Here is a 20676-nt window from a genome sequence, read left to right as displayed (position 1 = left end):
CTGGTCAGAGCAGGGAAAGCGCGCCGGTGTGGTCGTCGAGATGACAGGTGAATGACACGCAGGTGACCCTGGATTTGGCCTCGGGCAGCGGCTCCGATAATGTTCTTCTCGTCGCCAAGGGCACGGGAAACCGGGCCTGAAGCAGCAAGCGGACGTAGCTCAGTTGGTAGAGCGCAACCTTGCCAAGGTTGAGGTCGCGAGTTCGAGCCTCGTCGTCCGCTCGGAGTAGGTCTCCACCGGAGGCATTGCCTCCAGCGGTGGGTTGGCCGAGAGGCGAGGCAACGGACTGCAAATCCGTGTACACGGGTTCAAATCCCGTACCCACCTCGAAGCACCACCCTGATAAATTGAATAACCCCGGACGATTGGCGCAGCGGTAGCGCGCTTCCTTGACACGGAAGAGGTCACTGGTTCAAACCCAGTATCGTCCACAACAAGATTCTGACTCCGACCTGGCAATGGGTCGGAGTCAGAATCTATTTCCCGTGGCGACGTCGGTGTTCACGGCTAACATCCGCGCTATGCCGGAACGAGCCCCTCGGTCGAAGAAGCGCCAAGGGGCGGACATGCGGTTTCACGAGCGCGCCCTTCCTCGCTGGCTTCCATGGTTTCTCTCTGTTCCGGCGGCGCCTCACGTCCAGGCCGATGCGGACTCGGATGCGTACGTCGACCTCCACACGTTCCAGACGGTGAAGGCATTCGAAGAGCTCCGGCAGACCGGGGTGTTGGAAGGGTCGCCGCGCTACTGGGAGCCGGACTTCGCCGAGGCATACGGGTGGATGAAGCGGGAGATGGATTGCCGGCTTCCGACCTCGGGCGACGGAATGGTGTGGATGTGGGCCGCCACGACACGGCGCGAGCTCTTGAATTCGGCACGTCGGTACCGAGGTGAAGTACTCATCTCGGTCAGGCTTCCGCGCAAGCAGGTACTGCTCAGCCACTTCGGCGACTGGCACAGTGTCCTCAACAGGACGCTCCTCATCCGCGGCGACCGCGACCTGCCGTGGCCGGACTGGGAGGCACGGTTCGATCGGTCCTGGGACGAGTGGTCGGAGCGTACGAGTCATTGCGATCAGATGTCGCTGGCATCGTGGCCCCGACCGCTTCGTGAGGAGCTCGAACGGTCGTGGCAGTCGATCTTCGACCCGTCAGCGTGGGTCGAGTCGTACGACGGCGCTTCGTGGGTCCCTGCGCGCCATATCCAGGCGACGACCCACCGGATCACGCTGGACGCGGTCACCCGCGCTGTTCGCCTGCTGTGAGGCCCCGTTGGACGGCCTCGATGATCGCGCCCCACGGCAGTTTCTGGTCCGGTGGCATCTGGCGGGGTGGGTGGAGGGGCCAGATGTCGGGGCCTTCGATGAGGTCGACGCCGGCGCGGCGTAGGGCTGCCACGTGGGAGGGCCAGGCGGGGTGCTCGGCGTGGGCGGCGTTGATGAGCGGGAAAACGACGACCGGAACGGTAGTGAGGTTTTCGGTGACGACGGTGAGGGCCTGGTTGTCGGCCAGGCCCAGGGCGATCTTGGCGGTGCTGTTGAAGGTTGCGGGGGCGACGACGACGGCATCGAGCTGCGCCGGGTGCGTACGCGGCTCCCACGGGAGACGGCTCGGTCCCCGTACAGGGAACCCAGTCAGCGCCTCGATCCGGTCGGCCTCGCCGTTCGCGCGCAGCCAGGTGAAGGCCGTCGGGGTCAGTGTCACCGGAACCTGGTGGCCGGCGTCGACCAGCGGGGTGACCAGCTCGTCGCAGAGTTGCTCCACGCCGCCTGCAGCGCAGGCGATGACTCCGATGATGGCCACGCCGAGAGCGTACGCGACGTGGATCAGTCGATCAGGCCGGCCTCGCGCGCCATCCGGACCGCGTGGACGCGGTTGTTGGCGTTGAGCTTGCGGGTGGCGCTCTTGAGGTAGGACTTCACGGTGCTCTCCACGATCCCGAGGGCCTCGGCGGCTTGCCGGTTGCTGTTCCCGAGCGCCACCTGGCGCAGGACGTCGAGCTCGCGAGCGGCCAGGCGTACGGCCGGAGCGAGCTGAGCTGGCTGCTTCTCCCCCGGCGCGGCGGTGAGCCGGAGGACCATGGCCTCGAGGCGGCTGCGGACCTCGGGGTCGACGACCTGGCCGGCCAGGTCGGTGAGCTCGGCCGCCATCTCCCGGCGTTCGGCGAGATCGCGCTTCGCGGCCGTCTCGTCCGCTCTAGGAGCCCGACTCGGCGCGGGCGCCAGCCGGGAGAGCCGGTTGCGGACCTCGTCGTCGATCAGGATCTCCCGCTCGAGGGTGCGGATCAGCGGCCGCAGCGAGTCGAACCAGACGCCGCCGAGACCGAGCCGGGAGCGGGAGGCGAGGTAGATGAGCATCCGCGGGGCCCGGTCGACCATGATCGGCAGGGCGGCGACGGTCTGGATCTGCTCCTGAGCGACGGCGGTGTCGTAGAGGTGGGTGATCCCGCGAGCGGTGTAGTAGTGGTCGACGGACCCGGGTTGCCGGGTCTGCAGCGTCTTGCCGCCCAGGCCCTCCCCGTTGACCACCCGCAGGCCGCGCAGCGAGACGCCCTTCGCGCCACAGGTCGCGGTGATGTCGATGGCCGTGCCGTCACCGCGCACCGGGCCACCGAAGGCGAGATCCAGCCCCGACGCGGTCCGGAAGGAGGCCAGCGTCTGGGCGATCCGGGACCCGTCGTACGGCGCCTCTGGGGCGATGGCGGTGGTGCTCATGGCGTTGAGCGTAAGTGACGACCATCACAGGCAACAAGAGGCATACCCCCTCTTTCGAGGGCACTCGTCCGGGGGTATCGGACAGGTGGTGTCGGTCCCACACTCGGTTCACCAATCCAAGTAGGAGGCACGATCATGGCCCAAATCGCGGCTAACCGAGCCGAGGTCGACGGGCGCACCATGCGCCGCGTCGCGACGGCGTCACTGACCGGCACCACCATCGAGTTCTACGACTTCCTCATCTACGGGCTCGCGGCAGCCCTGGTCTTCAATGCCGTCTTCTTCCCGTCCATGGGCGGTCCCGAGGGCACCTTGGCCTCGATCGCGACCTTCGGCGTCGCGTTCGTCTTCCGACCATTGGGAGCGATCCTCTTCGGCCACTACGGCGACCGGATCGGCCGCAAGGCCACGCTGATCACCACCCTGATGATCATGGGCACCTCGACCTTCGCGATCGGCCTGCTCCCGAGCGTGGAGTCGATCGGCAAGGGCGCCGTGGTGATCCTCGTTCTGCTGCGCGCACTGCAGGGCATCGCGCTCGGCGGCGAGTGGGCGGGCGCCGCACTCCTCACCACCGAGTACGCCGCCCGCGGCCAGCGCGGGCGCTACAGCATGTTCCCGCAGCTCGGCCCCAGCCTCGGGCTGATCCTCGCCGCCGCAGCCATGCTCACGACCTTCCGCCTGATGGAGCCCGCCGCGTTCGCGGCCTGGGGTTGGCGGATCCCGTTCCTGGCCAGCGCCGTCCTCATCGCGGTCGGCCTCTGGGTCCGGCTGAAGATCGCCGAGACGCCGTCGTTCAAGAAGGTCCAGTCGGCAGGCACCCGCAGCGCGCTCCCGTTCGTCGGCTGCATCCGTGACCAGTGGCGGCAGGTGCTGCTCAGCGGCGGGATCATGGCGGTCGTCTTCGGCGCCTTCTACACCGGCGCCAGCTTCATGGTCGCCCACGCGGTCGGCACCCTCGGCCTGAGCATGAGCCAGGCCCTGCTCGGCGTCATCGTCGCGGCGTTCGCGATGAGCGTCACGGTGATCGCCTCCGCGTGGCTCTCCGACGTCCTCGGCCGCCGTGTGGTCCTGCTCATCGGCGCCGCCTTCGGCCTCGTCGCCGGCCCGCTGTCCTTCGCCATCATGGAGCCGGGCAGCTTCGTCAGCTTCGCCCTCGGCAACAGCCTGATGCTGTGCGTACTCGGTCTCAACTATGGTCCGATCGCGGCGTTCCTGCCCGAGATGTTCCAGGCGAAGTACCGCTACACGGGAGCCGGTCTCGGCTACAACATCGCGGGCATCCTCGGCGGCGCTGTCCCGCTGGTCATCGCCGAGGACCTGCTGGCCCGGTGGGGCACCGACGGCATCGCGTACTTCCTCAGCGCCCTGGCCGTGCTGAGCATCGGCTGCCTGCTGGTGGCCAAGGAGACCAGCCGCGTGGAGCTCGACGCGGAGCCCGCACTCGCCTGATCCGGCACCGCTCACCCTCCTTCGGGGGTGTGGCTGCCACCGTGGTCTCGGTCATGCTCGCGGCATGACCGAGACCTCATCCATCACCGCTTCGTCGGCTCGTGGCGACATCGACGTTCCGCTGCTCGAGGAGACGATCGGAGCCAACTTCGAGCGCACCGTCGCCCGCCACGGAGACCGTGAGGCGCTCGTCGAGATCGCCACCGGACGACGCTGGACCTACGCCGAGCTGGATGCCGACGTGGATGCCCTCGCGGTCGGCCTGCGCAAGGCCGGCATCGGCAAGGGTGACCGCGTCGGCATCTGGGCTCCGAACTGCGCCGAGTGGACGATGGTCCAGTTCGCCACGGCCAAGATCGGTGCGATCCTGGTCAACATCAACCCCGCCTACCGCACCCACGAGCTCGCGTACGCGCTCAACCAGTCCGGGGTGCGGCTGCTGATCAGCGCGACCGAGTTCAAGACCAGCGACTACGTATCGCTCGTCGGCGAGGTGGCGGGCGACTGCGGCGCGCTCGAGCAGACCATCTTCCTGGGTACGCCGCAGTGGGATGAGCTGCTGGCCGCCGGCCGTGGCGAGCGGCTGGCCGACCACGTCGAATACACGCTCGACCCGAACGACGCGATCAACATCCAGTACACCTCCGGGACCACGGGCTTCCCTAAGGGCGCGACGCTGTCGCACCGCAACATCTTGAACAACGGCTTCTTCGTCACCGAGGCGATCCACTTCACCGAGCAGGACCGGCTCTGCATCCCGGTGCCCTTCTACCACTGCTTCGGCATGGTGATGGCCAACCTCGGCTGCACCACCCACGGTGCGACCATGGTCATCCCGGGCCCCGGCTTCGACCCGGCCACGACGCTGCAGACGGTCCAGGACGAGAGGTGCACGGCGCTGTACGGCGTGCCGACGATGTTCATCGCGATGCAGAACGACCCTGACTTCGCCTCCTACGACCTCTCCACGCTGCGTACCGGGATCATGGCCGGCGCGCTGTGCCCGATCGAGGTCATGAAGCGGTGCGTCAGCGAGATGCACATGAGCGAGGTCGCGATCGCCTACGGCATGACCGAGACCTCGCCGGTCTCGTGCCAGACCCGCACCGACGACGACCTCGAGCGGCGCACCGAGACGATCGGCCGCGCGGCCCCGCACGTCGAGATCAAGATCGTCGACCCGGCCACCGGCGAGGCGGTCCCCCGCGGCACGGCGGGCGAGTTCTGCACCCGCGGCTACTCGGTGATGCTCGGCTACTGGGACGATGAGACGAAGACCGCCGACGCGATCGACGCCGACGGCTGGATGCACACCGGCGACCTGGCCGTGATGCGCGAGGACGGCTACTGCGTGGTGGTGGGAAGGATCAAGGACATGGTGATCCGTGGTGGCGAGAACATCTACCCGCGCGAGATCGAGGAGTTCCTCTTCACCCATCCCGACATCGCCGAGGCGCAGGTCGTGGGCGTCCCGGACGAGAGGTACGGCGAGGAGCTCTGCGCCTGGATCCGGATGCAACCCGGCGCCGAGCCGCTGGACGCCGAGGCCGTACGCGCCTTCGCTAGCGGCAAGCTCGCCCACTACAAGGCGCCGCGCTACGTGCTGCTCGTCGAGGAGTTCCCGATGACCGTGACCGGCAAGGTCCGCAAGATCGACATGCGCGAGCAGAGCGTCGCTCTGCTCGGCCTCTGAGCCGCCGATGAGCTACTGGCACCGGACCGGTCCATGCACCTTTACGCCGACCGAGCACGTCGGCGGGGCCTGGGACCTGGACACACAGCACATCGCCACCCTGCTCGGCGTGCTCGCGCACGAGGTCGAAAGAGACCGCGACGCCCGCCGCGACGACGGGCTCCAGATCACCCGGATCAGCTACGACATCCTCGGCACCGTCCCGCTCGAGCCGGTCGATGTCGAGGTCACCGTGCTCCGCGCCGGACGTACCATCGAACTCGTCGAGGCCCGGGCCTGCCACGGCGGCCGGCCCGTCGTGCTCCTGCGTGCCTGGCTGACCGCCGGCTACCCGACCGCGGAGCTCGAGGGCACCCGTCACCTGCCGATGTCCGCGCCGGACGAGGTGCCGGCCTGGGACATGACCACCTTGTGGGACGGGGGCTTCATCGCCTCGGTGGAGGTGCGCCGCCATGACCTCGGCCCGGGGCGGGCGCAGTCCTGGGTGCGTACGGCTCACCCCCTCGTCGCCGACGAGGAGGTGAGCCGGCTGGCGCAGGTCGCCGGGCTGCTCGACATCACCAACGGCGTCGCCGTCCGCGTCGACCCGAAGGTCGTCAGCTTCCCCAACCTCGACCTGACCGCGCACCTGTTCCGGGCTCCGGCTCCTGGCTGGTTGGGGCTCGACACGACCGTCTCGTTCGGCCCGGAGGGCGCCGGTGTGACCACGTCCGTGCTCCATGACGAGCGGGGCGCCTTCGGCGTCAGTACGCAGTGCCTGACCGTCCGTCCCTGACGGCTCAACTGGCGGCCGCGACCGTGATCGGCGCGGTCGACCTGCTGGCGCGCCGGTGGGCGGTGAGCATGACCAGGGCGACGATCACGGCAAGGGCGTAGAAGCCGGTCGCGACGTCGAAGACGGTCGAGTAGCCATGGGCCTGGGCGACGGCGCCCGGGGCGGGGTCGTGGTGCACCGCGCTGCCGTACACGACGGTCAGGAGCGCGAGCCCGATCGAGCCGCCGATCTGGTGGGCGGTGTTGACCAGACCGGAGGCGGCGCCGGCGTCACCCGGGTCGACCCCGGCCATCCCGAAGTCGGTGAGGAGGATGATCGCGATGCCTTGGCCGATACCCAGCACCAGCAGCGGCGGCAGGATCGACACCACCGGCGTCGTCGCGTCGATCCGGCTCAGCCAGGCCATGCCGATCCCCGCCGTGACCAGGGAGGTCAGCAGCAGCACGGGCTTGCTGATCCTCGGTCCGGCCCAGCGCACGGCGTACACCATTGCGAAGAACATGCCGGTCATCGGGATGTAGACGAGTCCGGTGGCGAGCGGGCTGAGGCCACGTACGTTCTGGAGATACTGCGAGAGGAAGTAGAACGTCGAGAACATCGCGCCGACGATCAGGATCCGGCCGATGTACGCCCCGGAGCGGTGCACGCTGGAGAAGAGCCGGATCGGCACGATGGGCTGCGCGGCCCGCAGCTCGATGAGCACGAAGGCGACGAGCAGGACCACCGACGCGGTGAGCGGGAGCAGGGTCTGGGCGCTGCCCCAGCCGATCTCGGCGGCCTCGACGAGGCCGTAGACGAGCGCCGACATACCGACGGTGACGCTCAGCGCGCCCAAGATGTCGACCCTGCCGGGCCGGGGCTCGGTCTCGGGGAGGTAGCGCGGTGAGAGGGCGAGGATCAGGATCCCGAGCGGGACGTTGACCAAGAGACCCCAGCGCCAGGAGAGGTACTCGGTGAAGACGCCGCCGACGATGATCCCGACGCTGGCTCCGGCACCGATCACCGCGCTGTAGATCGCGATCGCCCGGGTGCGCTCCTCGGGCTCGGGGAAGCTGGTGATCAGCAGTGCCAGCGTTGACGGGATCGCGAAGGCCGACGCCACCCCCTGCAGCGTGCGCGCGGCGATGAGAAGTTCGGCCGACGGCGCGAGCCCGGCCAGGAGCGAGGCCGCGGTGAAGAGCGCCGTCCCGGCGATGAACACGCGGCGCCGGCCGAGCAGGTCACCGGCTCGTGCGCCGAGCAGCAGGAGGCCGCCGAAGGCGAGCACGTAGGCGTTCTGGATCCACGACAAGGACGAGTCGGTGAAGCCGAGCTCCGCCTTGATGTGGGTGAGCGCCGTGGTCACGATCGAGGCGTCGAGGGTCATCATCAGCTGGCAGCCGAGGATCACCATCAGGACGACCGCCCGGTGACGGGCACCAGGGCGCAGGGGTGTCGGAGACATGTGCACTTCCTAAGTAACTAACGAGTTGGTTATTTCAGTGAAGCACTGAGTGGCACGAAATGCAACTAACTAGTTACTTGCTTTAGGGTGGGTGCATGGCCAGAGACTCCGAGGCGACCCGCACCCGCATCCTCGACGCCGCCGAGGCCGAGTTCGCGGCGTACGGCATCGCCGGCTCGCGCGTCGACCGGATCGCGGAGACGGCGCTGGCGAACAAGGCGCTGATCTACAAGTACTTCGGCACGAAGGACGAGCTCTTCGACGCCGTCTTCGCCCACCGGGTGCTCGCGTTCGTCGACGAGGTCGAGTTCGACGCCACCGACCTGCCCGGCTACGCCGGACGGTCCTTCGACCTCTACGAGCGCTTCCCCACGACGCTACGGCTGACGACCTGGTATCAGCTCGAGCGCCCGACCGGGAAGCTCCCGGCGATCGTCGCCTCCAACGACGCCAAGCTGGCCAAGATCGAGGAGGCGCAGCAGGCAGGGAAGCTGACGACCGCCTACTCGCCGCTCGAGCTGCTCACCGAGGTTCGCGCGCTGGCGATGAGCTGGCACCTGCACACCCCCGAGCTCGCCCTGGTGCGCCGGCCCAGCCGCGCTCGGTGCCGGGAGATCGTCGTCGAGAGCGTACGGCGCCTGGTGACTCAGGACTGACGGGAGAAGAAGTCCTCGTAGCGGTGCTCCCCCGGTGGCCGCTGGTCGACGACCTCCTGCTCACGGGTCCGGAGCTCGACGCGCCGGATCTTCCCAGAGATCGTCTTGGGCAGGTCGAAGAACTCCAGGCGCCGTACGCGCAGGTAGGGCGGCAGGTGGTCGCGGGCGAACTCGAGGATGGCCCGGGCGGTCTCGGCGGTTGGCTCGTGGCCGGCCGTGAGGGAGACGTACGCCTTGGGAACGGCGAGTCGCACCGGGTCAGGGGCCGGCACGACCGCCGCCTCGGCCACCGCGGGGTGCTCGATCAGGACCGACTCCAGCTCGAAGGGCGAGACCTTGTAGTCGGAGGCCTTGAAGACGTCGTCGGTGCGGCCGACGTAGGTGATGTAGCCCTCCTCGTCGCGGCTGGCGACGTCGCCGGTGTGGAAGAAGCCGCCGCGCATCGCGTCGGCGGTGCGCTTCTCGTCATCACGGTATTCGGTCATCAAGGTGGCGGGCCGCGACGAGAGGTCGTGGCCCAGATCAAGGCACAGCTCGCCTTCACCCGGCCCCTCGATCACGGTCCCCTCGATCGGGTCGACCAGCACGACCGGGACACCGGGCAACGGCCGGCCCATCGAGCCCGGACGTACCGGCTGACCCGGGCTGTTGGCGACCGTCGCGGTCATCTCGGTCTGCCCGAAGCCGTCGCGGATGGTCAGGCCCCACGCCTGCTGGACCTGGCTGATCACCTCGGGGTTGAGCGGCTCACCGGCGCTGATCGCCTCGCGCAGGGACCCGCAGCCGCCGGAGAGGTCGGCCTGGATGAGCATCCGCCACACCGTCGGCGGAGCGCACATGCTGGTGACGTGCTCCTCGCGGATCCGCTGCAGCAGCGTGGCCGCCTCGAAGCGCGCGTAGTTGAGGACGAAGACGGTCGCTCCGGCGAGCCAGGGAGCGAAGAAGTTCGACCAGGCGTGCTTGGCCCACCCGGGGCTGGAGATGTTCATGTGGACATCGCCGGGGCGCAGACCCAGCCAGTACATCGTCGACAGGTGCCCGACCGGGTAGGTGTAGTGGGTGTGCTCGACCAGCTTCGGACGGCTCGTGGTGCCGCTGGTGAAGTAGAGGAGCAGCGCGTCGGTGGTGGCGTTGCCTGGGTGCTCGAGCGGCTCCTGGCTCTCGGCGGCGGCCGCGGCGTAGTCGTTCCAGCCCTCCCGCTCCCCCGCGCCGAGCCCGACACCGATCCGTACGTAGTCACCGGGGACGCCGTCGAACTTGTCCGCGTCCACGGCGTTGCACACCACCGCGCGGGCCCGGCCCCGGGCGAGCCGGTCGACCAGCTCGGCGGTGCCGACCGCGGTCGTCGTCGGCATCAGCACCGCGCCGACCTTCATCGCCGCGAGCATCGTCTCCCACAGCTCGACCTGGTTGCCCAGCATGACGACCACGCTGTCGCCCGACCCGACGCCGAGGCGCCGAAGGTAGCGGGCCACCGCGTCCGAGCGACGCGCCAGCTCGTCGAAGGAGTACGCAGCCCGCGAACCGTCCGACTCGGCGATGACCAGCGCCGGAGCGTCGTTGCCCCGAGCCATCGGGTCGAACCAGTCGTGGGCGAAGTTGAAGATCGCCCCGACGTCGGGCCAGCGGAAAGTGTCCAGCGCCTCGGCGTAGTCGAGGCGCTGGGCGATCAGCGCGTCCCGGGCGGTGAGCAGGGCGTCGGTCGAGGTCGATCCAGTCATGGCGGTCATCATCGTCGCGAGGCCGACCCCCGCCCTACCCCCGGAAGAGGGGGCTAGCGCGTCAGTCCACCGACGATCACGGTCGGCTCGACGTCGACGGGGAAGTTCACGCTGCTCGCGATGAAGCAGTCCAGGTGGGCCTGGTGGTGGGCGGAGGTCGCGGCCTCGATCATGGAACCGTCCGCGACAGTGACGACCGGGTGGAGCACGGCGCGGGTGAACCGGCCGCCGGTGCCCTGTGTCTCCATGGTGGCGGTCGCGGCGTCGTGGTAGTCGACGACGACCACGCCCACCGTCACCGCCTGGTGGAGGTAGGACAGCATGTGGCACTGCGCCAGCGAGGTCAGCAGGAGCTGCTCGGGGTTGTGCCGACTCGCGTCGCCGCGGAAGGTCGGATCGGAGGAGCCCAGAATGTCGGGCAGGCCCTCGATGCGTACGACGTGGTCTCGGGCGTAGTCGCGGTAGCCGCTCGTCCCGGTGCCGCGGTTGCCCGTCCACTCCACCGAGACCGTGTAGTCATGGGTCAGAGCCATGCGCACACCTTAGTGCCGGAATTTCCGGTGATCGACCCCGCATTCGGTGGACTGGATCCGGTGTCACCCAGGACGGGTGACGCGTCACTCCGCCCGCGAACGCATCCTGAGGATTCAGTCGTACGACGAATCGAGAGTTCCATGGGGAAAGCCGGGTGGCGTCCGATCTGGACGTTGAGCGGCCTACTGGTCGCCTACTACGCGTTCCCTCTGCGGTGGACGGCAGATTCGTTGGTGGCCGTTGGCACGAGCTTGCTGGTGACAGTGGGTGCACTCTCACTCGTCGGCACGGTGATGGTCAAAGAGCTTGGTGCCGTTCGCAGGGGCGCGCCTGGACGCAGCCTGCGGGTGCTGGCCATGATGCTGATCGTGCTGGTGATGGCGGCATCGCTGACCTTCTTCCTGCTCGACGAGATTCGTCCTGACGAGATCACCGGCCTGGATACGCGCACCGATGCCCTCTATTTCACCTTGAGCACAATGACGACGGTCGGGTACGGCGATGTCCACGCCGAGGGTCAGATCGCGCGGGTGCTGGTGTGCGTGTTGATCGTCTTCAACATCGTGGTGGTGGCCTCGCTCGTCAGGTCCCAGACTCGTTCCCCGACTCCCCCCACTCCACCGAAACGCTAGCGCCGGCCTGTGGACAGGCGTGTATGCGTGGCGTCCCGCACGGTTACCGCGAACGTCATGACCCACTTGCCGCGCGCTGAAGGAGAAAGCACACCGTCGAGCGTCCCCGCACCCGCTGGGCGCACCGGTCCGGGCTGGTGGCGATCCGCCGTCGTCTACCAGGTCTACCCACGCAGCTTCGCCGACGGGAACGGTGACGGGGTGGGCGACCTCCGCGGGATCAGGCAGCACCTCGACCACCTCGAGTGGCTCGGGGTCGACGTGCTGTGGATCTCCCCCGTCTACCCCTCGCCGATGGCTGACAACGGCTACGACGTCAGCGACTACCACGATGTCGACCCGACGTACGGCACGCTCGCAGAGCTCGACGCGCTGATCGCGGACCTCCACGAACGAGGGATGAAGCTGGTGATGGATCTCGTCGCGAACCACACCTCGGATGAGCATCCCTGGTTCGTGGAGTCGAGCTCGAGCCCGGAGAGCCCCAAGCGCGACTGGTACTGGTGGCGCGACGAGCCCAACAACTGGGGGTCGTTCTTCTCTGGGCCGGCCTGGACGTACAGCGAGGGCAGGGCCGCCTACTACATGCATCTGTTCACCAAGAAGCAGCCGGACCTGAACTGGGAGAACCCCGAGGTGCGGCAGGCGGTGTACGAGGTGCTGCGCTGGTGGCTGGACCGCGGCGTCGACGGGTTCCGCATGGACGTGGTGAACCTGATCTCCAAGGACCCGGAGCTCCCGGAAGCACCGGTCATGCCCGGGCAGCGCTACGGCAACATGCGGCAGTCGGTGATCGACGGGCCGCGTGTGCACGAATACCTCGCCGAGATGCACCGGGAGGTCTTTGACCGCTACGACCGCGACCTGCTGCTGGTCGGTGAGACCGGCGAGACGACGGTCGAGGAGGGCCGGAAGTACACCGACCCGGCACGCCGCGAGCTCGACATGGTCCTGCACTACGAGCACGTCGAGATCGACCACGGCACCTTCAAGTGGGACGTACGCCCCTTCGAACTCGGCCGCCTCCGTGATCGGTTCGCGGCCTGGCAGGAGGGTCTGGCGGACGTGGGCTGGAACAGCCTCTATTGGGACAACCACGACCAGCCGAGAGTCGTGTCGCGGTACGGCGACGACGGCCGCTGGCGAACCGAGTCGGCCAAGCTGCTCGCGACCGTGCTGCACCTGCAGCGGGGCACCCCGTTCGTCTATCAGGGCGACGAGATCGGGATGACGAACTACCCGTTCACCTCCATCGACGAGGTCGACGACGTCGAAGCGGTGAACTACTACCACGAGGCGGTCGCGCTGGGAGTGGATCCCGAGGACGTGATGCGCTCGCTCCGGGCGATGTGCCGCGACAACGGGCGTACGCCGATGCAGTGGGACGCCTCTCCCTCAGCAGGCTTCACCACCGGAACGCCGTGGCTCGCGGTCAACCCGAACTACGCCGAGGTCAACGTCGCCGCACAGATCGACGACCCGGACTCGGTGCTCTCGCACTACCGCCGGCTGATCCGGCTGCGCCACGAGGACCCGGCCGTGGTCGACGGCGACTTCACCCTGCTGTCCGACAGCCATCCGCAGATCTTCGCCTTCCGCCGGCGCCACGAGAGCGGGCAGCTGGTCGTGCTCGCGAACTTCAGCGGAACCGAGGCGCACCTGGGCGAACTCGTGGACGAGTCCCGTGGCGAGCTCGTGCTCGGGAGCGGCAGCGGTCCGACGATGGCACCGTGGGAGGCGCGGGTCCTCCGCCGCTGAGCCGGTGCTGAGGCTGGGTCAGTCGTCGCCGAGCAACCAGACCGCGGTGTCGGGCGGCAGCTCTGGGCCGACCGGCTCGCCGCTGCTGATCACGACGTCGCCACGAGGCAGCGGCGTCGGCACCGCGCCGCAGTTGAGGACGACGCTCAGCCGGCCACGTCGAAAGGCGATGACGTCCTCGGGCGCATCGAGGAACCTCACCTCCTCGTCGCCACCGAGGGCGTAGCGGCGACGAGCCTCGAGCGCCGACCGGTAGAACTCCAGGGTCGAGTCCGGCCGGCCGGTCTGAGCGGCCACGGTCAGATCCGTCCACTGCACCGGCTGCGGTAGCCAGGGCTGTCCGTCGCCGGGACCGAAGCCGAACGGCGGCGCATCGCCGCTCCACGGCAACGGCACCCGACAGCCGTCGCGGCCGTTCCCGCCCTCTGCCCACGGGTCCTGCTGATGCTCCGGAGGCAGCTCCACGTGCGGCAGCCCGAGCTCCTCGCCCTGGTAGAGGCACGCCGACCCGGGCAGCGCCAGCATCGTCAGTGTCGCCGCGCGGGCGCGGGCGAGCGCCTGCGGCCCGTCGCCGTAGCGGGTCCGGTGGCGTACCGCGTCATGGTTGGAGAGAACCCAGGTCGGCCAGGCGCTGGAAGGACGCAGTGCCTCCAGCGTGGAGACGATCGCATCGGTGAACTCGCGCGCCGACCAGTGCGCCTGCAGCCACCGGAAGTTGAACGCCTGCTCGAACTCGTCGCTACGCAGATAGCCGCGCAGGTACTCCGGTCCCTGGGTCCACGCCTCGGCGATCAGCATCCGCTCACCCGGGTAGGACGCGACGAGATCGTGCCAGTCCCGGTAGACCCCGTGGACGTCCGGCTGGTCCCACATCGGATCGTCCTCGATGCCCTCGTCGTACATCACCGCCGGGTCGGAGTTGGGTGTTCCTCCGTCCGGGACGTGCTGGTCGCGCAGGTCCTTGACCAGGCCGTGGGCGACGTCGACGCGGAACCCGTCGACGCCCCGGTCCAGCCACCACTTCAGCACGGAGCGGAACTCTTCGGCCACCTCGGGGTGGCGCCAGTTGAGGTCGGGCTCCTCCTCGTCGAACATGTGGAGATACCACTGCCCGTCCTCGACCCGCGTCCACGCCGGTTGGCCGAAGACGGACCTCCAGTTGGTCGGCGGCTCTTCGCCGTCGGGCCCTCGGCCATCGCGGAAGAGATAGCGATCGCGCTCCGGCGAGCCGGGGCCGGCCGAGAGTGCCTTGGTGAACCACGGATGGCTCGAGGAGGTGTGGTTGGGGACCAGGTCGATGATCACTTTCAAGCCGACTTCGTGCGCCTTCGCGAGCAGGTCATCGGCGTCGGGGAGCGTCCCGAAGAGCGGATCCACGCCGCGGGCGTCGGAGACGTCGTACCCGTAGTCGATCTGTGGCGAGGGATAGAACGGCGAGAGCCAGATCGCGTCCACGCCGAGGTCGGCCAGATGGTCCAGCCGCGACGTGATGCCGGCGAGATCGCCCGTGCCGTCCCCGTCCGCATCGGCGAACGAGCGCGGATAGATCTGGTAGGTCACGGCCTCACGCCACCACGGAGCATCCACGGGAGCCCGGTAACCGGATGCCGCCCGGGTCATGCCACTCAGGACGGGTCGGGGCCGGCCTCAGTGGTCGTGGTCGGCGGGGTGCAGTTGGGTGCCGGTCACACCGCAGTGCGCGCAGGTCTCGATGTGCACCCGATGCTCCTCGACCTCGGATCCGGCGGCGAGCGGGCGGCGTACGAACACCGCTGAGAGGGCCGCGCCGAGGATCAGGAGGGCGGCGTTGATGATCATCGCCATGCCATAGCCCTCGTCGAAGGTCTGCGGGTCGGTGTAGTCGTCGCCGGCGATCCCGACCGCCGCCGGGATGACCGCGACTGCCAGCAGCCCGGCGGTGCGGGCCACCGCGTTGTTGACGCCCGAGGCGATCCCGGCGTGCCGGTCATCAGCGGCATCGAGCACGGTGGCGGTCAGCGGCGAGACCAGCAGCGTCAGCCCGATGGCGAAGAGCAGGACAGGCGCCAGCACGTCGCCGACGTAGGACGCTTCCGGGCCGATCTGCCCCATCCAGAGTGCGCCGCCGGCCGCGAGCAGCGGCCCGAGGGTCATCGGCAGGCGCGGACCGATGCGCTGCGCCAGCGCGCCGGCACGCGACGAGAAGAGCAACATCACCACGGTCACCGGCAGCAGCGCCGATCCCGCGGCGATGGGCGACCAGCCGCTGACGACCTGGAGCTGCAGGACGAGGAACACGAAGATCACGCCGAGCGCCGCGTACACGAGCAGGGTGACGGCGTTGGCCGCGCTGAACTGGGGGTTGCGGAACAGCTCGAGCGGGACCAACGGGTGGGTCGAGCGTGCCTCGACCACGACGAAGGCGCCCAGGCACGCGATGCCGGCTGCGGCGGTCACCGCCACGGAGCCGTTGAACCCGACGTCGCCCGCCCGGGTCAGCCCGAAGGTGAGTACGCCGAGCCCGGCCGCGGCGAGCAGGGTGCCGGTCAGGTCGAGCCGGCCGGCGGCGTCCGGGTCTCGGCTCTCCGGGACGTGGCGCAGGGCGACGATGACGATGAGCACCGCGACCGGCACGTTGATGAGGAAGACCAGCCGCCAGTCGATCTCGACCAGCCAGCCGCCGACGAGCGGTCCGACGGCAGCCGCGATGCCGCTGAGACCCGACCAGGCGCCCACGGCCGCGGACCGGTCGTCGACATGGAACGACGCGGCGATGATCGCCAGGCTCCCCGGTGTCAGCAGCGCGCCGCCGACCCCCTGCAGCGCCCGCGCGGCGATCAGCAGCTCGATGTTGGGAGCGAGCCCGCACAGCAGTGACGCGACGGCGAACCACACCACGCCGATGAGGAATACCCGGCGCCGTCCGAAGCGGTCACCGAGGGAACCGCCGAGGAGGATCAGGGACGCGAGGCTCAGCGTGTAGGCGTTGACCGTCCATTGCAGACCGGAGAAGCTCGCGTCGAGGTCGTCGCCGATCCGGCCGAGGGCGACGTTGACGACGGTCGAGTCGAGCATTGCCAGGCCAGAGCCCAGCACGGTCGTCGCCAGCACCCAGCGGCCGCGGGCGGTACCCAGCCGGAGAGGAGCCCGATCACCCGGAGATTCCTTCATGATCGGGCTCCTTCCCTCGACGACAGAGACGCGGTGCGAGCAGTATCCCAGTCAGGGGCGGTCAGGGCTGGTCCGCCACCCACGTACGCAGCCCGGGCCCGTGCTGGTCGAGGGTGGGCGGCGCGGCGTGGTCGGTGGGAGTCACCTCCGACCCGTCGGAGAAGAACCGCAGCGGCGGCCCGGGGAGGGTCAGGTGGCCGAGGGTGGAGTGGTCGACGTCGATCAGCAGACCCTGGCTTGCGGTCTGCTCCCAGGCGTAGACCTCGTCCAGGGAGCGCACCTTGCCGGCCGGGACGCCGGCCTCGGCGAGCTTGGCGAGCAGCTCCTCGGCCGGCCAGGGCGCGAAGAGCGTCTCGACGAGCTCGACGACCTTCTCCCGGTTGGCCGCCCGCTCTGGATTGGTCGCCATGCCCTCGAGGTCCGGTGAGATGTCGAAGGCGGTGCAGAACCTCCGCCACAGTCCCTCGCTCCCGACCGCGATCTGCACGGTCCCGTCGGCGCAGCGGAACAGGCCGTACGGCGAGATGCTCGGGTGATGGTTGCCCTGGGCTCGCCCGACCTCGCCTGCCACGGTCCAGCGGGTGCCCTGGAAACCGTGGACGCCGACGACGGCGGAGAGCAGCGAGGTGCGTACGACCGTGCCGTGGCCGGTGCGGTCGCGCTCGTGGAGAGCGGCGAGCACGCCGTAGGCGCCGTACATCCCGGCGAGCAGGTCGGCGATGGGCGTGCCGACACGTTGGGGGTCTTCGGGTCCCGATCCGGTGAGAGACATCAGCCCGGCCTCACCCTGCGCGATCTGGTCGTAGCCGGACCGACCGCCCTCGGGGCCGTCGTGGCCGAACCCGGTGATCGAGAGCACGACGAGGCGCGGGTTGCGGGCCTGGAGCTCGTCGATGCCGAGCCCGAGCCGGTCCAGGACGCCGGTGCGGAAGTTCTCGATGAGCACGTCGGCCCGGTCGACCAGGCGCAGCAGCACGTCCTTGTCGTCGGTGTCCTTGAGGTCGAGCGTGATCGACTCCTTGTTGCGGTTGGCGGAGAGGAAGTACGTCGCCTCCCGCTGCCCCTCCTCCCCCACGAACGGCGGGCCCCAGCCCCGGGTGTCGTCGCCGTGCCCGGGCGCCTCCACCTTGATCACGCGGGCACCGAGGTCGCCCATCATCATCGCGGCGTGCGGCCCGGCCAGAGCGCGGGAGAGATCGAGGACGACGACGTCGTCGAGCGGTCCACGCATGCCCGTCACCAGCCCGGGAGGACCATGGTGGCCCAGACCAGGAGGGGACCGACGAGCACCACGATGACGCTGTAGCCGAGGATCTGCTTGTAGTAGCGCTCCTCGGTGATGGTGTCGGGACGGTTGGCCAGCATCAGCGCGCCGTTGGTGGAGAACGGGCTCACGTCGACGATGGTCGAGGAGATCGCCAGCGCGGCCACGAACATGGCGGCGTCGATCCCGCCCTCGGCGATCAGCGGCACCGAGATCGGGATGATGATGGGGAGCAGCGCCGTCGAGGAGGCGAACGCGGAGACGACCGCGCCGACGTAGCAGAGGATGAGCGCGCCGATGGCCGCGACGCCCAGGCTCGCCGCCCAGCCACCCACGAACTCCGGCGATCCGGCGGTGTTGAGGATCGTGGCGTACGTCGAGACGCCGGCGACCAGGAGGACCGTCGGCCAGGCGATCTGGCGGATGGCGTCCTTGTGCTGGCTCGGGGAGAGCGCCGCGAGGATGGTCGCCGCGGTGATCGAGGCGAAGCCGATGTTCTTGTCGAAGAACAGGGCGACGGCGGCGACGATCACGAAGGCGGCGAGGGTCAGGACCTGCTCGGTGCGGATGCCGGGCTTGGTCCCGGTCGGGGCGACGGTGCCGTAACCGCGGGCCGGGACGGTCACGCCGCCCTCGTGCAGATCGCCCGGTACGCCGGCGGCGGCGCCGGCCGCCTCGTCGGGGTCGAGCCGCATGCTCATCAGCGATCGTCCGCCGAGGGCGAAGAACAGGATGGTCGCCATGATCAGGTTGACCACCAGGCTGGCGATGAAGATCGTCATCTCGCTGGCGGGCAGGCCGTTGTCGACCATGACCGAGTTGGTGATCGTGCCGTAGATACTGATCGGCGAGAAGCCGCCGCCCTGGGCGCCGTGCACGACGAACATGCCCATCATCAGCGGGTTGATCTTGTAGCGGCCCGCGAACCCGAGCGCCACCGGCCCGATGATCGCGCAGGCCGCCGGGCTGGCGGCTCCCATGGCGGTCAACAGCGCGGTCACGCCGAACATCACCCACGGGATCAGGGCGACCCTGCCGCCCACCGCGCGTACGGCACTGCTGACGATCAGGTCGACCGTGCCGTTGTTCCTCGCGATCGCGAACAGATAGGTCACGCCTATCAGCGTCAGGATCAGGTCGGCACTGACTCCGGCCAGGATCTCCTTCTCGTCGAGGTTCAGCGCGAACATCCCGACGAGCCACGCTGCGACGTACGCGAGCGCTCCCATGTTGATCGGCAGCAACGTGCCTGCCACGAACAAGGCGACCAGCGCGATGATCGCCACCCATTCCGGTCCCATCGGACTTCCCTTCTGTATGGCCCCCGTCTGGCACCGGTGTGACTCGCATCACCCTCGGCTCAGTGGCCTAGCCAATAGGACAATCGGCCGAACGTCAATACCCTGTACCCATGAGTGAGTCCGCGCGCTTTCCACGTCCACTGCAGCGAACCCGCCTGTATGAGCAGGTCGCGGAGCAGATCACGGCCTGGATCTCCGAGAACGATCTGAAGTCCGGAGACCGGCTGCCGCCGGAGAGACAGCTCGCCACCAGCCTCGGCGTGAGCCGAGCGACCCTCAGCCAGGCCCTGGTCGCGCTCGAGGTCATCGGCGTCGTCGCGGTACGCCACGGCGATGGGACGGTGCTGACCGACAAGCCGCGGGTCGAGCGCATCACCGATGCGATCCGGGCGCACGCGGAGCGGATCCCCGACGTCATCGAGGCGCGTGACGCGCTGGAGACGAAGCTCGCCGCCCTGGCGGCACAGCGGCGTACGCAGGAGGACCTGGACCGTATCGACGCGGCACTGAAGGCGATGGACGAGGACATCACGGGCGGCGGGCGCGGCGTCCACGGCGACGAGCTCTTCCACCGGGCGGTGACCCAGGCGGCCCACTCCCCTCTGCTCGAGCAGATGATGTCCGAGATCAGCGAGCTGATCCGGGAGACCCGGATCGAGTCGCTCTCCCAGCCCGACCGCCCCAAGACGTCCCTCGCCGGGCACCAGAAGATCGCCGACGCGATCGCTGCCGGTGACGCCCAACGTGCCGCTGCCGCGATGCACGGCCACGTCATGCTGGTCAGCGACGTGGCGCTGCTCCGCGACGCATGACGTGGGTCGACCAGCTCGTGGTGCTCGCCGCGGGCCTGGGTGCGGGCATCCTCACCTCCACCGTCGGGGTCGCCTCGCTGCTCAGCTTCCCCGTCCTGGTCGCGGTCGGCCTTCCGCCGGTCGTGGCCAACACGTCCAACACGGTCGGGATGACGCCCGCCGGGCTCAGTGGCTCCTTCGGCTACCGGCGCGAGCTGGCCGAGCATCCGGGAGCGACCGCCGCGGTGCTGATCACCGCGGGCGGCGGCAGCATCGCCGGAGCGTTGCTGCTGCTGTGGTTGCCGGGATCGGTCTTCGAGGCGGTCGTGCCGTGGCTGATCCTGGGCACCTGCGTACTCGTGGGGGTGCAGCCGCGGCTGAGCCGCTTCCTGCGCCAGCACGCCGTCGATGACGAGCCGCGGGTGCGGATCTCCGGGTTCACCACGGTCTTCGCGACGCTGACCGGCGCCTACGGCGGCTACTTCGGTGCCGGGTCCGGGGTGATGATGATGGCCGTGCTCGGGCTCGGGACCGATCTGGAGTTCCGTACGGTCAACGCGCTCAAGACGCTCGCGGTGATGGCCTCGAACGTGGTCGCGACGGTGATCTTCGTGGCCATCGCCGACCTCGACTGGCGGGCCGTCGGCCTGCTCGCCGCGGGATCGGTCGTGGGCGGGTACGTCGGGGCGCACATCGGCCGCCGGCTGCCGGCCACGGTCCTGCGCTCACTGATCGTGGTCGTCGGGATCGGCGCCGCGACGCTCATGATCGTGCGCTGAGATTTCTTCGCAGCG

At 69.0% G+C, this 20676-nt stretch carries 18 protein-coding genes and 3 tRNA genes; 12 read left to right on the top strand and 9 right to left on the bottom strand.

The genetic code is table 11. The annotated features are described in order from the left end of the window. Positions 1–148 precede the first annotated feature (148 nt). From ABZY89_RS24475 to ABZY89_RS24460, 4 genes are all read left to right on the top strand, one after another. Positions 149–221: transfer RNA gene (locus ABZY89_RS24475), tRNA-Gly, on the top strand. Between the two features lie 35 nt (positions 222–256). Then, positions 257–327 (top strand) — tRNA-Cys (locus ABZY89_RS24470). A gap of 32 nt (positions 328–359) precedes the next feature. After that, a tRNA-Val gene (locus ABZY89_RS24465) sits at positions 360–431 on the top strand. A 135-nt stretch (positions 432–566) separates the two neighbouring features. Then, positions 567–1262, top strand: a complete 696-nt coding sequence (locus tag ABZY89_RS24460; protein ID WP_355231403.1) for a DUF3841 domain-containing protein — start codon at positions 567–569, stop codon at positions 1260–1262. Here the strand turns inward: ABZY89_RS24460 and ABZY89_RS24455 are convergent. Both ABZY89_RS24455 and ABZY89_RS24450 read right to left on the bottom strand, forming a co-directional pair. Beyond that, on the bottom strand, positions 1237–1800 hold the full coding sequence (locus ABZY89_RS24455) for a flavoprotein (protein WP_355231401.1): 564 nt from the start codon (positions 1798–1800) through the stop codon (positions 1237–1239). The two genes, ABZY89_RS24460 and ABZY89_RS24455, sit on opposite strands and share 26 nt — an antisense overlap. A 23-nt stretch (positions 1801–1823) precedes the next feature. Beyond that, positions 1824–2711 carry a helix-turn-helix transcriptional regulator gene (locus tag ABZY89_RS24450; protein WP_355231399.1) on the bottom strand — a complete coding sequence of 296 codons (888 nt, stop codon included), beginning with the start codon at positions 2709–2711 and terminating at the stop codon, positions 1824–1826. A 135-nt stretch (positions 2712–2846) separates the two neighbouring features. Here ABZY89_RS24450 and ABZY89_RS24445 point away from each other — a divergent pair, with 135 nt between their 5' ends. The 3 genes from ABZY89_RS24445 to ABZY89_RS24435 all read left to right on the top strand — a co-directional run bounded on the left by ABZY89_RS24445 (position 2847) and on the right by ABZY89_RS24435 (position 6631). Next, a complete protein-coding gene (locus ABZY89_RS24445; RefSeq protein WP_355231397.1) occupies positions 2847–4163 on the top strand; it encodes an MFS transporter in 1317 nt (438 codons plus the stop codon). Positions 4164–4227: 64 nt separating this feature from the next. Next, positions 4228–5856 carry an AMP-binding protein gene (locus ABZY89_RS24440; RefSeq protein ID WP_355231395.1) on the top strand — a complete coding sequence of 543 codons (1629 nt, stop codon included), beginning with the start codon at positions 4228–4230 and terminating at the stop codon, positions 5854–5856. A 7-nt stretch (positions 5857–5863) separates the two neighbouring features. Then, a complete protein-coding gene (locus ABZY89_RS24435) occupies positions 5864–6631 on the top strand; it encodes a thioesterase family protein (protein ID WP_355231394.1) in 768 nt (255 codons plus the stop codon). 4 nt (positions 6632–6635) lie between these two features. On the opposite strand, the gene ABZY89_RS24430 is transcribed toward ABZY89_RS24435, so the two are convergent. Continuing rightward, the gene (locus ABZY89_RS24430) at positions 6636–8075 is read right to left on the bottom strand and encodes an MFS transporter (protein WP_355231392.1); all 1440 of its coding nucleotides are present in this window, start codon (positions 8073–8075) and stop codon (positions 6636–6638) included. A gap of 95 nt (positions 8076–8170) precedes the next feature. On the opposite strand from ABZY89_RS24430, the gene ABZY89_RS24425 reads away from it, so the two are divergent. Then, complete coding sequence (locus ABZY89_RS24425; RefSeq protein ID WP_355231391.1) at positions 8171–8731, top strand: TetR family transcriptional regulator; 561 nt, start codon at positions 8171–8173, stop codon at positions 8729–8731. Here ABZY89_RS24425 and ABZY89_RS24420 read toward each other — a convergent pair. Beyond that, positions 8722–10452 carry an AMP-binding protein gene (locus ABZY89_RS24420; protein WP_355231389.1) on the bottom strand — a complete coding sequence of 577 codons (1731 nt, stop codon included), beginning with the start codon at positions 10450–10452 and terminating at the stop codon, positions 8722–8724. The two genes, ABZY89_RS24425 and ABZY89_RS24420, sit on opposite strands and share 10 nt — an antisense overlap. A 53-nt stretch (positions 10453–10505) precedes the next feature. Continuing rightward, entirely contained in the window at positions 10506–10985 is a 480-nt protein-coding gene (locus ABZY89_RS24415; protein ID WP_355231387.1) for an OsmC family protein, read from the bottom strand. Between the two features lie 234 nt (positions 10986–11219). Here ABZY89_RS24415 and ABZY89_RS24410 point away from each other — a divergent pair, with 234 nt between their 5' ends. Together ABZY89_RS24410 and ABZY89_RS24405 are read left to right on the top strand one after the other, a co-directional pair. After that, positions 11220–11618 carry an ion channel gene (locus ABZY89_RS24410; protein WP_355231386.1) on the top strand — a complete coding sequence of 133 codons (399 nt, stop codon included), beginning with the start codon at positions 11220–11222 and terminating at the stop codon, positions 11616–11618. 57 nt (positions 11619–11675) lie between these two features. Continuing rightward, on the top strand, positions 11676–13376 hold the full coding sequence (locus tag ABZY89_RS24405) for an alpha-glucosidase (protein ID WP_355231384.1): 1701 nt from the start codon (positions 11676–11678) through the stop codon (positions 13374–13376). Positions 13377–13394: 18 nt separating this feature from the next. Here ABZY89_RS24405 and ABZY89_RS24400 read toward each other — a convergent pair whose 3' ends face one another. The 4 genes from ABZY89_RS24400 to ABZY89_RS24385 form a co-directional block, all read right to left on the bottom strand. Further along, entirely contained in the window at positions 13395–14996 is a 1602-nt protein-coding gene (locus ABZY89_RS24400; RefSeq protein WP_355231382.1) for an alpha-amylase family glycosyl hydrolase, read from the bottom strand. A gap of 27 nt (positions 14997–15023) precedes the next feature. Further along, entirely contained in the window at positions 15024–16526 is a 1503-nt protein-coding gene (locus tag ABZY89_RS24395) for an MFS transporter (RefSeq protein WP_355231380.1), read from the bottom strand. A gap of 61 nt (positions 16527–16587) precedes the next feature. Next, positions 16588–17757 (bottom strand): CoA transferase, encoded by a 1170-nt coding sequence (locus ABZY89_RS24390; RefSeq protein ID WP_355231378.1) that lies wholly within the window; start codon positions 17755–17757, stop codon positions 16588–16590. A 5-nt stretch (positions 17758–17762) separates the two neighbouring features. Then, positions 17763–19091 carry an SLC13 family permease gene (locus ABZY89_RS24385; protein ID WP_355231376.1) on the bottom strand — a complete coding sequence of 443 codons (1329 nt, stop codon included), beginning with the start codon at positions 19089–19091 and terminating at the stop codon, positions 17763–17765. Positions 19092–19201: 110 nt separating this feature from the next. Here ABZY89_RS24385 and ABZY89_RS24380 point away from each other — a divergent pair, with 110 nt between their 5' ends. Together ABZY89_RS24380 and ABZY89_RS24375 are read left to right on the top strand one after the other, a co-directional pair. Then, positions 19202–19903 carry an FCD domain-containing protein gene (locus tag ABZY89_RS24380; RefSeq protein ID WP_355231375.1) on the top strand — a complete coding sequence of 234 codons (702 nt, stop codon included), beginning with the start codon at positions 19202–19204 and terminating at the stop codon, positions 19901–19903. Next, positions 19900–20661 carry a sulfite exporter TauE/SafE family protein gene (locus tag ABZY89_RS24375; protein ID WP_355231373.1) on the top strand — a complete coding sequence of 254 codons (762 nt, stop codon included), beginning with the start codon at positions 19900–19902 and terminating at the stop codon, positions 20659–20661. Before ABZY89_RS24380 ends, ABZY89_RS24375 begins: the two co-directional genes overlap by 4 nt. Positions 20662–20676: the final 15 nt, after the last annotated feature.

The sequence above is a fragment of the Nocardioides sp. NPDC006303 genome (assembly GCF_040613175.1).
GTDB lineage: Bacteria > Actinomycetota > Actinomycetes > Propionibacteriales > Nocardioidaceae > Nocardioides.
Note: the sequence above shows the minus strand (reverse complement) of the source record. Positions and strands in the feature narration are given on the sequence as shown.